Annotated in this window: 11 protein-coding genes; 5 read left to right on the forward strand and 6 right to left on the reverse strand. The window is 62.0% G+C overall.

Annotation, left to right across the window (positions count from 1 at the left end; genetic code table 11):
• Positions 1–135: 135 nt before the first annotated feature.
• The gene (locus LKX83_RS18450) at positions 136–930 is read right to left on the reverse strand and encodes an Hsp33 family molecular chaperone HslO (RefSeq protein WP_370639097.1); all 795 of its coding nucleotides are present in this window, start codon (positions 928–930) and stop codon (positions 136–138) included.
• A gap of 138 nt (positions 931–1,068) precedes the next feature.
• Between LKX83_RS18450 and LKX83_RS18455 the strand changes: the two genes are divergently transcribed.
• Positions 1,069–1,794 (forward strand): MerR family transcriptional regulator, encoded by a 726-nt coding sequence (locus tag LKX83_RS18455; protein WP_227883766.1) that lies wholly within the window; start codon positions 1,069–1,071, stop codon positions 1,792–1,794.
• A gap of 995 nt (positions 1,795–2,789) precedes the next feature.
• Here LKX83_RS18455 and LKX83_RS18460 read toward each other — a convergent pair.
• Positions 2,790–3,440 carry a M15 family metallopeptidase gene (locus LKX83_RS18460; protein ID WP_227883767.1) on the reverse strand — a complete coding sequence of 217 codons (651 nt, stop codon included), beginning with the start codon at positions 3,438–3,440 and terminating at the stop codon, positions 2,790–2,792.
• Between the two features lie 137 nt (positions 3,441–3,577).
• On the reverse strand, positions 3,578–3,880 hold the full coding sequence (locus LKX83_RS18465; RefSeq protein ID WP_227883768.1) for a putative quinol monooxygenase: 303 nt from the start codon (positions 3,878–3,880) through the stop codon (positions 3,578–3,580).
• A gap of 232 nt (positions 3,881–4,112) precedes the next feature.
• On the opposite strand from LKX83_RS18465, the gene LKX83_RS18470 reads away from it, so the two are divergent.
• Positions 4,113–4,664, forward strand: a complete 552-nt coding sequence (locus LKX83_RS18470; protein ID WP_227883769.1) for a C40 family peptidase — start codon at positions 4,113–4,115, stop codon at positions 4,662–4,664.
• Between the two features lie 92 nt (positions 4,665–4,756).
• On the opposite strand, the gene LKX83_RS18475 is transcribed toward LKX83_RS18470, so the two are convergent.
• On the reverse strand, positions 4,757–9,292 hold the full coding sequence (locus tag LKX83_RS18475) for an S-layer homology domain-containing protein (protein ID WP_227883770.1): 4,536 nt from the start codon (positions 9,290–9,292) through the stop codon (positions 4,757–4,759).
• Between the two features lie 214 nt (positions 9,293–9,506).
• Positions 9,507–12,119, reverse strand: a complete 2,613-nt coding sequence (locus tag LKX83_RS18480; protein WP_227883771.1) for a winged helix-turn-helix domain-containing protein — start codon at positions 12,117–12,119, stop codon at positions 9,507–9,509.
• Between the two features lie 239 nt (positions 12,120–12,358).
• On the opposite strand from LKX83_RS18480, the gene LKX83_RS18485 reads away from it, so the two are divergent.
• Positions 12,359–13,726, forward strand: coding sequence for a dicarboxylate/amino acid:cation symporter (locus LKX83_RS18485; RefSeq protein WP_227883772.1), 1,368 nt, complete (start codon positions 12,359–12,361; stop codon positions 13,724–13,726).
• A gap of 88 nt (positions 13,727–13,814) precedes the next feature.
• On the opposite strand, the gene LKX83_RS18490 is transcribed toward LKX83_RS18485, so the two are convergent.
• Positions 13,815–14,450, reverse strand: coding sequence for a TetR/AcrR family transcriptional regulator (locus LKX83_RS18490; protein ID WP_227883773.1), 636 nt, complete (start codon positions 14,448–14,450; stop codon positions 13,815–13,817).
• Between the two features lie 381 nt (positions 14,451–14,831).
• Here LKX83_RS18490 and LKX83_RS18495 point away from each other — a divergent pair, with 381 nt between their 5' ends.
• Entirely contained in the window at positions 14,832–15,644 is an 813-nt protein-coding gene (locus tag LKX83_RS18495; RefSeq protein WP_227883774.1) for an SDR family oxidoreductase, read from the forward strand.
• Positions 15,645–15,807: 163 nt separating this feature from the next.
• Positions 15,808–16,629 (forward strand): 3'-5' exonuclease, encoded by an 822-nt coding sequence (locus LKX83_RS18500; protein WP_227883775.1) that lies wholly within the window; start codon positions 15,808–15,810, stop codon positions 16,627–16,629.
• The last annotated feature ends 223 nt before the right edge of the window (positions 16,630–16,852 follow it).

The raw sequence follows: 16,852 nt of genomic DNA on the forward strand, positions 1-16,852 counted from the left end.
GAGACAAATGGTGAAAAGAGACGAGCTCCGCGCCCGTCTCTTCTTCAACGCGCCAGGCAAGCCTGCCTGCTGCCGTCTTGTGGCTGGGACCGAATGTCGGATTGGCGTATAATGGGGTGACACGCCCCGCAACGATTACAATGTTTCGGATATGCTTGCAAATTCATCCGGCTGAAACGCATAAGCATTCCCGCATATATGGCAGACGATTTCGATCGGACGGCCTGCTGCGTGCGCATCCTTCAACTCTTCCTTGTCCAAAGCGTGCAGCATCGGGAATAGTACCTCCTTGGAGCAACCGCAAAACAATCGAATCGGCTCCTTGCCCACCACTTGCATGTCTTCCACTTTCGAGGTGCGCAAATCGTTCTTAATACGATCGATTAGCTCGGTCGGCGCCCCGGGGAGCAGTTGGGCCAAAACGCCGCGGCTTCGAACGATGTCTCCCGATGCACCGATGTCGATTGGCAAGGAAAAGAAGGTGGGTGTCTGCTCGCTTTGCCGAAAATAATGCGAGAGGTCGTCGACGATATTTCCGTATGGCATATCGGTGATCCCGGTGAACGTGCCTTGCATTCCGATATCCTTCGTCATTTGAAGGCTCCCTTTAGATCCGATCAATTGCTCGAGCGAGAGATGGCGCAAATACGCAGGAGGCGCGTTCCGCAATTCATCGCTTAGATAGCCGCGCACATTGCCCCATGCATCGGCATCCGCGAAGATTTTGCCATCCTTTTGGCCGGTTTTGATTTTCAAACTGATTCGTTGATGGTCCTTTAAAGTTCCGGTAAGCAGGCTCGCGGCCGAGACGGTCCTGCCCAATGCGATTTTCAGCATGTCGTTCATCGGACGCGGACATACCGCTTTGACGAGCTCCGTATTTTCAACAAATAGAAGGCGGGCCTGACTACGATAGGCCAGCGCTTTCACCAAATAATTGGGTTCGTACAGCATGTCCCTTTCCATCTTCTTTCGTAAAATTTATGTTGTTCCCGGGATGGAAACCATTATAAATCCTGACGCTACGTCAGGTTCAAGTCATCCTAACGCATGGGAGGAGAAACCGTCGTGAACGGCAGTTGGAAGGTTGGAGAGCTCGCCAAACGTACAGGCACGACCGTTCGAACGCTCCACCACTATGACCGGATTGGATTGTTATCCCCGTCCCGGACGACCGAATCCGGACACCGGTTGTATACGGATGCCGATGTCGCGAAGCTGCATCACATTTTATCGCTGAAGCAATTGGGCCTTGCGCTCGAGGAAATCAAAGCGATGATTCACAGCCCGTCTTTCCGTCCGGAGGAGATGCTGAAGCTGCAGCTTTCCCGCTTGAACGAGCAGATCGGCATGCTGGCGGAACTGAAAGATCGCGTGCAGTACATTCTTGATCTGCTGCAATCGGGTCAACCGATACCCGAAGAGCGATTTATGCTCGCGATGCAAATGATGCGGATGATGCAAAGCTCGCATTTTTCGAAGGGCCTGGCCGAAGAGCTGAAAAGTCGGAGCAAACGGATCGGACCGGAAAAGCTAAGGGAGATCCAAGCGGAAGGGCAGATTTTGTTAGCCGAATTTCGGAGCTGTCTAACCGGGGGAATGCCGCCGGATGATCCGAATGTCGCCAAGTTGGCAAAGCGCTGGAAGGCAGCCATGGATGCTTACGCCCCTGCGGATGCGGCCTTTGTCCAGGCGGCGGAACAGTATTACGGCGATCATCCGGAGGACGCGGTTGTCCATGGCATGGACGGCGATCTCTATTCATATATCAAGACGGCCGTCTCTTTGATTTAGGCTCTGGTGGGCTGGGCTTGTTATGCTATTCAACTCGTTACTTCGATACTTGCTTAAAGGCTTCCGTCTCTTCGGAAGCCTTCTTTTAGTTCGTATTATGTATGTGCTACAAGCATGCTAGAGTCATCTCGTCCGTTCAAGTTGGAGGGTTTTCGGCTCAACCTGAATGCGGTGCTTGACCAACGGGTTAGCCTCGAACGAATGACCGGTTTGGAACATTCCTACGCTAACGGTTGTGATAGCGCCTAATCGGCCTAAAAAACGGAGGTTTCTTTTCTAACGGTTGCATGCGCGCTTATTTGGACGAAACAGCCCTTCTGCCTACGAAAAACGGGAAATAGGCTCGCTGGCAACCGTCACATTTTGCAAACTCCATTTTTACCTAAATAGCGTCGCTCACAACCGTTAGAATTTTCGCCCGCTTTTACGCACGCCCATCTACTCCTCTGGTCAAACTCCCCGGGTTGGAGCTTAAGTACGTTATTTCAGGATCTTCCTACTAATAGATCGCAAGCCGTGATACTTGTCCACGCACCTGAACAAGCGATTACATACGATACATCATTCATTAATTTGATGAAGAAGGTGTATCGGAATGTCATGTTCGTGTGGATGCGGCGGGAAGAAACGCAACAAACCCGCACGTAAAGGTTGTAAACGTCGTCGCAGAATCGAAAGAGATCCGGAAAAAGAAGGGGAACGATCAATAACTTTTCAATCACAGGAAGTGCCGATCCATGCACTTCATTAATCTCAGTAGGAAAAAGTTTTGCCGACGCCAGTGCTTGTCTGTTGAAAAACCGTTTTTTTGTAGCGGGCGCATCGGATACAAGTACGGCATTTACAAGAATCCGCGGCAATAGGGCTCGGAAACATTTTCGTTAACTTTAACCTTTTAAGAGCCTTGATTGAAGCCACGAGGGAACGGGATGAAACGACGCAAGGGCCGCCCCGCCATCGGCAGATGGCTCGGGTGGCCCTTGCTGCTAGCTAAGCTAAGATTTGCGGACGCCGGCCGGCGCCGGCGCCTCGGCCTGCTTCAAATCCTCGGGCGGTCGCTGTCCCCATTGAAGCTGGCGGATCGACAGCCCGAAGTCCATCTGAAGATGGGGGTAGTCGGGAAAGTCCTTCCAATCCCCGCCCCATGCGAAGCCAAGGCGCTTGGCGATGGCGACGACCTCCATCCAGTCGGCCTTCCCGTTGCCGTTGCCGTCGTACTTCATGTCCCAGACGATCCGGCCATCCTTGGCGCGGAGGGCGAAGTCGATGGCCAAGCCGTAGTTGTGATACGACTCGCCGCCCCGGGCGTTGGTCACGATCGCGCCGCCGCCGTCCCGTCCTTTGCGGTAGAGCGCTTCCTGCTCCTCCGAGCTGCGAAATCCGTCCGTGATCGCGATCGAAATCCCCTGCGCCTTGGCCTCGGTCACGAGCGTCTTCATGCGCGCCTCGACGATCGGGTGCAGGGACGTAACCGGCGGAACGTCGCGCCAGAGGCTGACGGGCAGCCAGCGATGGACGGCAGGCAGATTCAGTGCTGTCAGCAGGACGAGAAGGACGGCGATCAGCAGCAACAAGCGTTTGCGCGCGCGCGCGGGCGCGGCTCTCTTCCCCGCCAGCGCGGCCGTTCCGGGCATCTCCCGATTCATGCGTTCATTCCTCTCCATCCGGCGATCGGATTCGGTCTCCGACCGCGTCTCTCTATCTATCTTCCCTTTCTAGTTTCCCCAGGCTTGCCTCTCATTATAAGCGAGAATCGGCGAATGTCCCAACGCGGCAGCCCACGCTATGCACCTTTGCCGCCCAAGGTGGCCAGCTTGACCTGCTCGACGCCCGCGATGAGAGGTCTGGCCCGTCCGATCATCTCCGCAGCTCCCTCCGCCTGCAAGGACGCCCGGTGCGCTTCCGCATCCCGCCATACCTCCGTCACCCACACCGCGTTCGGCTCCGTATCGGCATAGTTCACAAGATAGATCTCGCATCCGTCGACCTCGTCCATCGAGGCCGCCGCCTCCATCAGAATCGCCGCCAGTTCCTCCCGCTTGCCTTCGACGGTCGTAAATTTTACGTACATGCCAAATTTGCTCATTGGGTTCCCTCCCTTTATGGATTCAAATCGGTGCCGCTGTTCTTAGCATAGCCCATTTCCCCTGACAATCCGAGTCAGGGATCGCGCAAAGTCCAGCCTTCGCCTCGGACCTAAGTCGGGCTCCGATCTGAACCTCCGTTCGTTACGGCGGCGGGGCCGTCCGCGGTATGCTGAGGACAACAGCAAACGAGCGAACCGGAACGCGACAAGCCCGAACGGAGGAACCTTAACCATGAACGCCACCCATCCCGTCTACATCGTACTGACCGACACGGGGACGCTTTTCACCCGGATGATCCGCCTGTATACCAAAGCCCCGATGAACCATGCGTCCCTCGCGCTCGACGGCGACCTGGAGCAGGTTTACAGCTTCGGCCGGCGCAGCCCCGGCAACCCTTTCAGCGCCGGATTCGTCAAGGAGAATCTGCGGGGCGAGCTGTTCCACCAAGCGACCTGCTCGGTCTATCAGTTGGACGTCAGCGAGAGCGCATATAATCGGCTTCAGCGGATCATCCGCCGCTTCCAGGAGAACGAACGCGAATACAGCTACAATCTGCTCGGCCTGGCGACGCTCATGCTGAACATGCCGCTCGAGCGGGATCGCGCCTACTTCTGCTCGCAGTTCGTCGCGAGCGCCCTGTCCCGGGCCGGCCTTCCGGTAACAGACAAGCCGGCCTCGCTCGTCAAGCCGTGCGACCTCGCCGCTTCCCCTTCGCTGACGCTCCGCTACCGCGGCGAGCTGCAGGGGTATCTCAACCTCCGCCTGGCCGGCAAGGCCGCTTAGATCGCAGGCGGCGCCACATGCTGCGGTCCCAGCTGCAGAAAAAAAGAACCTCGGCTTCCGCACTGCGGGCGGATGCCGAGGTTCTTCCGTCTTTAGGACTTCTCCCGGAGCGCCAGCGCGCGCCAGATGACGGCGGCCGCCTCCGCCCGGGTCGCCTGCCCTTGCGGCCTCGCCGTGCCGTCCGGATAGCCGCTTAGCAGCCCGTACTCCGTCGCAGCCGCCAGCACTTGCTTGGCCCACGCGGAGATCCGGTCCCGGTCGGCGAAGGGAACATCGTCCGACGAGGTCTTAAGCTTCAGCGCGTTCGCGGTCATGACGGCCATCTGCTCGCGCGTGATGCGCCGGTCGGGTGCGAACGTCTCCTCGTCGATCCCTTGGACGATCCCGTTCGCGTACGCCGTCGAGACGGCTTGGCTGGCCCAATGACCCTGCAGATCGGCGAATGCCTTGCCGGTCTGATCCGCCAATCCGAGCGCCCGCACGAGCATCGCGGCGTACTCGGCCCGCGTGACCGTGCGGTCGGGCCGAAAGCTGCCGTCCGCATAGCCGTTCACCGCGCCCGCCGCCGCCAGCTTCGCGATCGTCTCCGCCGCCCAGTGCCCCTTCACGTCCGCAAACGGCGCGGCTGGCTCCTCCTTGGCGACGGGGTGGGCAATGACCGCGAACATGGTGAAGTGCCTTGTCGTCCCGCTTGCGCTGTGCCGCTCCGGATCAAAGCCGGGCGAGCTCAACGGTACCCAGGCGCCCGAGGCCTCGTCGTACCAGCTCAGGAGATACGCGACATCCTCCGCCTCCTGCGTACCCCCGTTCAGCAGCAGACGGATCGTGACGTCTTTGGCAAACGTCCCAGCCAAGTCTTTGGTGAAGGAGAACGCCCCGCTGGCCAGCCGGTCTCCGCCGTTCGCGGGCGGCACGTCGCCCGGGGCGACCGGTTGGATCATGAGGAGGAAGGACTGCGTCGTCGCGCCCGCGGGAATGACGATCTCCCCGCCCGCGAAGACGATCGTGCCGCCCTCCGTGCCGACCCGATACGTATGGTCCGGAAGGGACGGGCTTCCGCCGCCGGAAGGCCCGGAGCCGGACGGGACGGTCAGACGGAAGCGGCCGGAAGTCGCGACCGTCTCGTTACCGGCGCGATCCCGCGCCCGGACGTGCAAATACCAGTCGCCGTCGGCGCCCGTCTTCGCGAGCGCGCTCCCGTTCGCGAACGTCGTCCAGCCGTCGGCCGGGGACGAAGGATCCTTCGTCCAAACATACTGCAATGAGGCGGCATCGATGCCGCTCCACGTATCCGTGGCGGAGACCGTCGGCGCCACCGAGGCGGCCGTGTCGCCGCCATTCGGGGCGATGGCGACCTCTGGCGGCGTCCGGTCGACCTTCACCGCCAGAGTCAAGGCGACGGCACCCGCCTCGTCCGTCGCGCGGAAGACGAGCGTGTGCACGCCTTCGTCCGCGACGGCGATCGGGACGTCGTTCGCATAAGCGATTGCGTCGCCCCCGTCCAGCGTATAGACGAAATCGGCGATCTCGCCCGCGCCTCCGGCGGCATAAACGCTGACGGTCACGCTGGCGTTCGTCCACTCGCCGCTCCTGTATGCGCCCCCGCCCTCCTTCGTCAGCGTCGGCGTCAGCAGCAGTCCGCCAGTGCTGATCTTCACGGTGCGGCGTTCGATCGCCTCGTTGCCTGCCGCATCGACCGCCCGAACCGCGACCGGATGGATCCCGCCGTCCCGCAGGACGATTTCTCCCGCATAGGGGGACCATGACGCTTCGCCGTCCAACGAATACGTGACGGAGCTGACGCTGCCCCGATCGGAGACAGCCGCGCTCACCGTCACGGCTTGATCGGTCCAAGCGCCGTCTTCATAGGCCTTCCCATCCGCTGTGGTCATCGCGATCGCGATCTGCGGAGGCGTCCGGTCGACGAACGCCGCCACCAGATTCGCGAAGCTGCCCAGCGGATGGCCGGCCAGATCGGCGATCGCGCCGGCTCCGGCGTCGTAGGACAGATCGACGGCCTGCCCATACGCGACGGGTGCGTCTATGACAATCGTCAGCGCCTTCGTCCCCGAACCCTCTACGCGCGCGATCGGCACGGAGATCCCGTCCGCGCGGATCGTCATCCCGCCGGCGCCTACGGCGGTCACTTCTTCGTCAAAGACCGCGACGACGCGGTCCGGCCGCTCGACGTCCACCTCGGCGCCCGCCACGGTGGGCGGAGCCGCATCGAGCGCAAGGTTCGCCGGGATGCTCCGCAGGACGGGGTACGCCTTGCCGGCTTGGAGCGTCCATGTCTGTTCGAAGTCCCAAGAAGCGAACGTCTCCTGCCGCTTCATGTCCGCCGTGCCGGTGCCGCCGGACCGGCCCGTCGTCTCCCGGTCGAAATAGCTCATCGTCGCCGTGCCGAACGCTCTGCCGACCAGGCCGCCGACATCTTCGGAGCCCGTGACGCGGCCTGCCGCATAAGCGCGCTCGATGCTGCCGACGTTGCGTCCGACCAGCCCGCCCACCTCGAATTGGCCTTCGACGGGACCGACGGCATAAGCGTCGCGGATCTTCGCCTGCTCTTCGGTCCGTCCCGCAAGCCCGCCGACGAAGCTTCTGCCGGCTGCGCGGCCGGTGGCGTAGGCGCGGTTCACCGGCCCGTTCAGCATGCCGACCAAGCCGCCGATCTTGTCGCTTCCTTCCACGCTGCCGGTGGCGTAGGCGTCGTTGATCGATCCGGACGCGGTCGTTTCGCCCGCCAGACCGCCCGCATGGACTTGCCCCTCGACGTCCCCGGACGCGTAGGCCCGGTTGAGCGGGCCGGAGAGCATGCCAACCGCGCCGCCGACCCGCTCGTCACCGCTAACGCGGCCGGAGGCATAGACATCGTCGAGCCGGCCATCCGCGCTCGAAACGCCGACGGCGCCTCCGATTTGATACTGCCCGGACACCGGACCGGTCGCGTAGGACTTCTCGATGACGCCATCGGCATTCTCTCCGACCAGACCGCCGATGTTGGAGCTTCTTGTACCGCCATCCGGCTGGCCGGTCACGCGACCGATCGCGTACGATTCGGTCACCAGTCCTCCGCCGGCCAGCCGATAGTTGAACCCGACCAAACCGCCGACGGATGCGTTGCCTGTGACGTCGCCCGACGCATAGGATTGCAGGATCTTAGCGTTGTTGCCGTTGTTGCCCGCAAGTCCACCCACGTATTTCGTCCCGCGGACCGGGACGTTCGCGTACGAAGATTCGATCGTGCCGGCATTGTTAAAGCCCACCAGGGCTCCGGTGTTCTCGCCCCCGGTGACGGAGCCGCCTTCCATGCCGACGTCGCGCACGATGCCGTTTGGCCCGAGCAGCATGCCGAACAGGCCGACGCCGTTTGCCCCCGGACGGTGGATCGTCAGCCCCCGGACGACGTGACCCTGTCCGTCGAACCGTCCTTCGTACGCCCAGTAGAAGTTGTTCCCGAGCGGCACGAAGCCCAAGCCGGAGACGGTCCCGTCGGAAGCCGTGTTCGTGGCCCACATGTCCGAGCGGCTGTCGTCCGTAAAGACGTCGCCGAAGTCGATGTCCCGGGCCAGCGTGTAATTCGTCTTCAAGTCCATGGCAACAAGCTGGAGCTGGTGCGCGTTTCGGATCGTCGCCGACCACTCCGACCGCAGAAACGGCCGGGTCGACCCGTCGATCATAAACCAGGTGCGCTCGAAGTCGAAGCCTGCATAGCTGGCGGCCCGGAGCGCGTTGAGGGTGAACAGCGCGGCCGCGGAGAACGGGCTGTCCTCCAGCGTCGCGCCGGCCCCGATCGGCACCCCGGTCGTCTCGATGTCCCAGTAGCTGGTCTCCACCATGGCTTTGTTGTCGTTCAACCCGACGATCCCGCCGACATAGGTACTGCCGGACACGGCTCCGCTGACATAAGAGGTTCGGATCTTCGCCTCGTGCAGATTGCGGCCCGCCACGCCGCCGACATACGCGGTACCCCGTACGCGCCCGCCGAAGTATGCGTCGGAGACGACCGCCTGGGCGCTCCGATTGTACCCGGCCAATCCTCCGGTGAATTGATTTCCGTCTACGGTGGCGGTCGAATAGGCTTCCGCGATGCGGCCGTCTTCGTTCCACCCGACCAGACCGCCGGTATAGTCGTCGTGCCCCGACACGTGTCCCGTGGAATAAACGGCCGACAGCTCGCCGCCGATCATGTATCCGACGAGCCCGCCGACGCGCCGCCCGCCTTCCACCTCGGCATTTTCCAAGCCGAGACGACGGACTTTTCCCTGCCCCAACACGCCGAACAAACCGATATTGGTCGCCTCGGGCCGCTTGATCGCAAGCCCCGCGACGAGATGTCCGTCTCCGTCGAAGTCGCCCGTAAACGGACTTTCGTAGCTGCCGATCGGCTCGAAGCCCCGGCCGCCGTCCCAGCCCGCGGTCTCCGAGGCGTCGATATCCGCCGCCAGCCGGTAATGGGCGGACAGATCGTTGCGGACGGCGTTCAGCTCCGCCAACGTCGTGACGATGTACGGACGCTCCGCCGATCCGTCTCCTTGCGCAAAATCGCTCGATGCCGCGAAAGCGTGAATCGGAATGATGCCGATCGCCAGCATTAGTGCCGTAAACCATGAGAGGACGCGCCTCATCTGCTCGACTCCCTTTCCTGTCTGATCTTGATCTGCAGTCATCATTCCGATTATAGGCCCATCCGGCGCCAGCCGAATCTAACCGCGGTTATAGGCCCGGTTATAGGCGCATGCAAGTAAAAACGTGTCGCCGTCTTCCCGGACGGCGACACGTTTTTATCGGAGGTCATACAGAAATGAATAGGGTAAAACTTGTACATGCTCGTCCTTGCGCTTACTTGCCCGCCTGCCCCTGCAGCGCTTTGCCCCGCTTGATCGCTTCGACGCGGCTCGTCGCCTGCAGCTTGCTGTAGATGCGATTGATATGCGCCTTCAGGGTGCCCATGCCGATACCGAGCGCCTCCGCGATCGCCGGATTGTCCATCCCTTCCTCCATCTGGCGGAAGATCGTGAGCTCTCTCGGCGTGAGCAGCGTCTCCAGCGCGGCCGCCGCCGTACGGCCAGTCTCGGGCGCCTCCCCGAAGCCGGCCAAAATCTTGCGCACGTAGGCGAGCGGCGGCGCGTGCTTGTCCCGGATGTTGCCCTTCTGCCGCTGCTGAACGTAAGCCGCGAGCAGCTCGGCGACGGGCTTGCCTTTGTCGACGAACACTCGGATGTAGTCGTCCGGCAGCGCGTGCTTGAGTGCTTCTTCTAGCTTGAGCAGCGCCTGCTCCGGCTTGCCCGCCCGGTCCAGCATCACCGCCTGGAGCACCTGCAGCTCCAACGCGTCCATCGGGCGGTGGCCTTTCACCGCGAGATGGAGCAACCGCTCCGACAGCCGCCACGCCTCGTCGCCCGCGCCCGTCTCCATCAGCGTCCGGACGAGGAACAAATAGACGAATAATTGATAGACGGAGACCGGGTCGTCCGCCGTCAGCCGGTAGCGCTCCCGCCAGGTCCGGGCGGCCGACGCATCATCTTGCTCCAGCCGCAGCGCGGCGCGCTCCGCTTCGAGCAGGATCGGCGCGGCTGCGGCCCCCTCCGACTCCGCTCTGGCGAGCGCCTCGGCCAGCCATTGCTCCGCCTGCGCGGGATCCCGCCGGGCTCTGGCGATGCGGGAGAGGAAAAGGCTCGCAGGGACGTACACCTTTTCCGGCTGATAATGCGCCTGGCTCTGGCCGGACAACCCCTCCTTCAGGTACCGTTCCGCAGCCTCCAGCTCTCCCCGCTCGTACAGCAGCTCCCCGTAGCAGACAAGCACCGAGTCGTGCAGCCCCATCTGCCGCATGAATCCGATCATGCTGTGGAAGAAGTCGTCCGAAAGCCCCCGGGGCAAGTGCTTGCCGCGTTTGCCGTTGTACGATCGGTAAATGGAGGGACAGAGCGGCATTTCCGGGGAGGCGAAGATCAGGTCCGTCCCGCCCGGGCTGTGCCGCAGGGAAAGACGGATATACTCCAGCCCCTTGATCATGTCCATCTCGTATTGGGTCGCCTTGAAGTTCCTCGCGAAGTACAAATAACCGAGATAGCGGTCTCGCTCCTCCTGCGTCCAGCCGGACGCGGCGGATTCGTAGTAGCGCTCGGCCCGCTGCAGGTGCCGCTCGGCCCGCTCCAGCTCAAGCGTCCAGAGCAGGGAGAGGATGTAGGAGAAATAAAGATAAGGATGCCGAAGCAGCATCTCCTCCGGGATGGCCGACAGCCAGACCCGCAGCGTCGAGAATTCGCGACGGATCATCAGGCTCCGCATCTCCTCGAGCAGCCGGATCGCTTGGTCGTACTGAGCGCCGGCAATCCGGTAGTCGATCGCCTCCTCGAGCAGGCCCTGGGCCTCGCACCACTCCGCCGCGGCCCGGTACAGCCCGTCCGTCCTCCCCGGGTCGCGCCGCCGGAGCATGTCCTGCAGGAATTCGCCGAACAGATGATGGAATCTGTACCACGTCTTGCTCTCGTCCAAAGGAACGAGAAACAGGTCGATCCGCGCCAGCGCGGCGAGACGCGCGGCGCCGCCCGTTCCGGCCACCGCTTCGCATAGCGATCCGTTCATCCGTCGCAGCACGGAGACGTCCAGCAGAAACTGCCGGTCGCGCTCGTCCAGCGACTCGACCACTTCCTCCATGAGAAACCGCTCGATTCGTTCCCCGCCGGCATGCGCGAGCTTCCTCGCCGTCGCCGTCGCTTGCGTACCGCCGCGCATGGACAGCAGAATCAGCTTCAGCCCCGTAATCCAGCCCTCTGTCCGCGAGAGGAAGTCCTCGATCTGATCGCGGTGCGTCTCGCGCTCGCCGAACCGGCGGAACAGCTCCATCGCTTCCCCCAGGTCGAAGCGCAGATCCGCGGCCCGGATCTCCCGAGCCCAGCCGCGGCTCAGCCACCTCGCCTTGGGGAACCGCGTGCCGGTCCGGCTCGCGAACAGCAGGTGCGTGCCCTCGGGCAAATACTCCATTAGATAGGAAACCGATTCCGCAATCTCCTCGTCCGCGATGACGTGCCAGTCGTCCAGCGCGAGAACCACCGGTTCCCGTACGGCGCCCAGCTCGTTCAGCAGCGCCACGAGAAACGGCTCGTACAAGCCGGGAGCCAGCGTGGCGGCCGCCGAACGGAATGCGTCGGACAGGCCGTCAATTGCCTGCTCGAGGACTTGCGCGACATAGCTCCAGAACCGGACGAGGTCGTTGTCTTTGTCGTCCAGCGACAGCCAGCCGACGCGGGCGTCCAGCCGACGGATCCAGTCCGCGGCCAGCGTCGTCTTGCCGTAGCCGGCCGGCGCGGCGAGGAAGGTCGCCTTGTTGGCGAGACCTTCATCCAACAGGGCGCGCAGGCGGGGACGTTCGACGGTCGTTTCGCGCGGCTGCGGAATCGACAGCTTCGACAGGAGCAGGGTTTGGTTTCCGGGGGGCTCGAAACGCATGGATGACATCCTTTCCGTTTGCCTAGGCCGTATCTTTTGACGGAAATGTACCATAACCCGTCCCGGCCGACAAGAGCCTGGCGCCAAATCTTGGGGATCTGCAGACATGCACGCCGGGGCACACGCAACCGGAGCATATACCGACCGTCCCCTTCATATAGATGCATTGACAGCCTTGCGGATGATCTACATGCCAGCTTTATCCCCATTAAGCAGCTTCGCATAGGAGGGATTGGGCAATGGATAAGGTCCACAACAATCTGCTGCAGGCAATCGAGACCAACTGGCTCAGCTTCGTCATATCTGTCGTCGTCTTCGGCATTCTGTACTACCTCGCCCGGCGAAGGCTCGGCTTCGGCACGCGCGTGCTGATCGGACTCGGGCTCGGCCTCCTCGTCGGCATCGTCATTCAGAACTGGGACGTCGAAACCAAGGGCATCACGACGTTCGGCAGCATCTACGTCAGCTTGATCCGGATGCTCGTCGTGCCCCTCGTCTTCGTCCTCGTGCTGAACAGCATCGCCTCGCTGACGAATCTGGAAGCGCTGCGCAAGATCGGGCTCAAGACGTTCGCCTGGTTCCTCGGCACGACGGGGGTCGCCTCGATCATCGGCTTGCTCGTCGCGCTGCTCTTCAATCCCGGCTCGGGCATCAAGCAAGCGGTGCCGGAAGGCTTCAAGGCCCGCGATATCCCGACCTTCTCCGACGTCATCCTAAGCCTCGTGCCCTCCAATCCGGTGAACGAAGCGGCTCAGGGCCAGGTGGTGCCGCTGCTCGTTTTCGCCATCTTCATCGCCGTCGCAATCCTCAAGGTCGGCGCCAAAAAGCCCCAGGCCGTCCAGCCCATCCGCAGCCTGCTCGACTCGCTGACCCAGGTGCTGCACCAGGTCGTCCGGTTCGTCATCCGCCTGACGCCTTACGGCGTGTTCGCGCTGATCGCAGGCATGACGGCCAAGTACGGCTGGGATACGCTGCAAGAGCTTGGCAGCGTCATCGTCTCGTCGTACGTGGCGCTCATCCTGCATTTCGTAATCGTCTTCGGCGGCCTCGTCCTGCTCGTGGCGAAGGTAAACCCGCTGCGGTTTTTCCGCAAAATTTATCCGACGATCGCCGTCGCCTTCACGACCCGCAGCAGCTATGCGACGCTGCCGGTCAATCTGGAGGTCATCACCAAGCGGCTGCACGTTTCGCCGCGTATCGCGAGCTTCGTCGCGCCGCTCGGCGCCTCCATGAACTTCAACGGCTGCGGCGGCGTCTGGCCCGCGATCGTCGCGATCTTCACGGCGGAGGTCTACGGGATCCATCTGACCTTCACCGACTACCTCCTCCTCGTAGCGATCAGCATCATCTCTTCGATCGGCGTCGCCGGCGTGCCCGGTCCGGCCACCATCTCCACAACGGTCGTCCTGACCGCTCTCGGCCTGCCGCTCGAAGGGATGGCGATCGTCGCCGGCATCGAGGCGCTGATCGACATGGGCCGCACGGCGGTCAACGCGACCGGCACGACCGTGACGTCCCTGCTAGTGGCCCATTCCGAAGGCGAATTCAACCGCGCCGCCTTCGAGCGGAACGAGGAAGACGAGGAGATTTCGCTGAACCCGGCTTGATCGCCGGGTGAACCGAGCGCCGGCATCGGCGACAGGAAGAGCCCCGGACCGCCTTCAGGCGGATTCCGGGGCTCTTTGTTCGCGCGCATTACAGGGCTTGCAGAATTTGAGCGATTTCTTTTTCCGCTTCGGCGTCTTCCGCATCGTCCAGATGCGCCGGCCGGAACAGCTGATACTTTTTCGACCGATAGTAGTCCATCAGCGCCTGCTTCGCCGTCAGATCGTACTTGATGGAGAAGGACGGGTCGACGATTTGCCGCAGCGTCGCATCGTCCTGCACCAGATAAAGCGTCGCGTTGATCGGATTGAAGAAGCCTTGCCCGATCCCATCCTCGAAAAAAGCCTCCAGCGAACGATAGCGCCGCTGCTGCGCCGCAAGCAGCTCCTCCCACAGTGCCGGATAGGCATCCTTGAGATCCTGCAGGAACAAATCGCTGACGTAGACGACGCACCGCAAGGACGTCTCGAAGACGCGCCGAAACCGCTCCGCGAACGGCCGGCTCCCGTCCAGCGCAGCGGCGTCCGCGTCCAGCAGGTAGTCCGCGTAGTGACCGACGACCGCCCGGATCACGTCGTCCCGGGACGCGAAGTGCTTGTACATCGTCACCTTGCTGATGTCCATATGTCTCGCGATATCGTCCATCTTCATTTGGCTGAATCGAAACTTCCGAAGAACGGGCTTGATTTTCTCGATATATGTCGCGCTGCTCGTCGCCGTCTTCATGGCGTCTGCCTCCTTTGCCGCTTCGGCCTTTTTTGCAGCATGGGCCGATTCGCCGAATGGGCTTTTCCCCCGCATGGGCCGTTTTTCCATTATCGACTTTCCCCGTATGTGCCGTTTTGCCGCATGGGCTTTTCCCTGCATGAACCGTTTCGCCGTATCGGCTGTCCCGCCGGGCCGCCCTTCGCACCCTAATCGCTCGAGGCCCAGCCTTTTTCGCCTTCCGCTTGCCGTTCCGTTTCAGCCATTATACCGTTCGCCCGACAGCGAAGTAAACACAGCGTATATAGATTATTAATTTTACTATTTTAATTAATTTTGTTTACTTTGTTATCTTATCATCGTATAATCGTCTCACATCCCCTTGGATAGGAGGCTTTTTCCATGAACACGATTTTGATCACGGGCGCGTCCTCCGGCATCGGCCGGGCCACCGCGCGGCATTTTGCGCAGCAAGGGTGGAACGTCGTCGCCACGATGCGTGCACCTGAGCGGGAGACGGAGCTGAACACGCTCGAACGCGTGTTGGTCGTACGACTGGACGTCGAGCAGCCGGAAACGATCGAACGGGCGGTGTCGCTCGGAATCGAGCGCTTCGGCCGGATCGACGTCCTCCTTAACAATGCCGGCTACGCGGCCTTCGGCGTCTTCGAAGCGGCGGAGCCCGCGCAGATCAAGCGGCAATTCGACGTGAACGTGTTCGGCACGATGCGCGCCGTCCAGGCGATTCTGCCTCATTTCCGCGCGAACGGAGCGGGTACGATCATCAACGTCTCGTCCGTCGGAGGACGCGTCGCGTTTCCGCTGCTGTCGCTTTACCACGCGAGCAAATGGGCGATCGAGGGCTTCTCCGAATCGCTCTACTACGAGCTCGGAACGCAAAAGATCCAAGTCAAAGTCGTCGAGCCCGGCAACGTCTCCACCGACTTCACCGGCCGGTCTCTGGAGCTCCTTTCCGGCGAGTCTCTCCCCTCCTATCGCGATTACGCCGAGGCGGTGACGAAGAAGCAGCTGGACAGCTTCCAGGCGAACGCGTCCGCGCCGGAACGCATCGCCGAAACGATCTACGAAGCGGCGAACGACGCCGGCGGACGTTTTCGCTATCTCGCAGGGGACGACGCGGCGTTTCTCATGGGCGCCAGAGCGGAGCGGACCGAGGAGGAGTTCATGGGCTTCATCGCAGCGAATTTCCGCTAAAGATCCACGCGGGTCCATGTTTGTACAGGCCAACCGGCTGTCCGGTTGGCCTATTCTTTTGGGGATGGGTGCGTGATCCGGAGCGTCCGGCGGAAGGCGCTTGCGCCGGACCCGCTTCCTAGTGATAGAATGGAGTCACAAGGATCGATCGGAGGATCAAGCATTGGACTATATCGTATTGGACATCGAATTCAACGGCCGCAAGTTTGCGAGCGACCTCCCGATGGAGGTCATCGAGATCGGCGCGGTCCGGCTGGACGCGTCGCTGGCGTTGACGGATACGTTTTCAGCCATGGTGAAGCCGGTTTATTTCTCCAAGCTCAACAGCTTCATCAAGAAAAAAACCGGCATCGCCCAAGAGGAAATCGACGCGGCGTCCGGCTTCGTCAAGGTAATCGGGGATTTCCAGGCGTGGCTCGGCGGCAACGACTCGTTCCTGCTGCTGACATGGGGCGGCGAAGATCTCAAGCGCATTATTTTCGATACGCGCATGCACAAGCTCGATGACGCGTACTGGCTCGGCGTCGACTATTTCGATCTGCTGAAAGGGTATTTGCGCTACAAAAACGTCACGAACGACGTAAGCGTGGAGGCGGCGCTGCAGGATCTCGGCATCTCGGCCGAAGGCTCGGCGCACCGTGCGTTGGACGACGCGCGGATGACGAGCGAGATTTTCCGCAGCATTTATCCCTCGCTCGACATGACGCGCATCCAGCGGTTCAAGGACACCTTCACCAACGCCAAGGAGCGCCGTATGGTGAAGAACGCCATCCGCGCGATGGCATCGCAGAAGGTCGCCCCCGACTGGGAGCTGCTCGTGGAGTATCACCTGAAGGGAAAGATCGAGCTGACCGACCCGCGGAAAGCCGAGGAGCTGAAGGCGTACTTCGAGGCGGAGCGCGCGAAGAAGAAAGACAAGCCCGCCGCTGCGGCCAAACCGCCCCAGCCGGTCCGGTCCGAGGAGCCGCCTGCGGAGACGGAGTAGAGGCTGGGGCGCGAGGACGCGTGCTGGGGCGGTGTAGGGATCGGAGCGCGTGCTGGCGGCGGTGTAGGAACCGGGGCGCGGTAGGCAGGGCTGAGTTGGGTGCGAAGGTGCGTGCCGGATGCGGCGTAGGGACCGGAGCGTGGTAGGCAGGGCTGAGTTGGGTGTGGGGCGCGTGCTGGCGGCGGTGTAGGAACCGGGGCGCGGTAGGCAGGGCTGAGTTGGG

Origin of the sequence: Cohnella baijiui, from assembly GCF_020731285.1 — a bacterium.
GTDB lineage: Bacteria > Bacillota > Bacilli > Paenibacillales > Paenibacillaceae > Cohnella.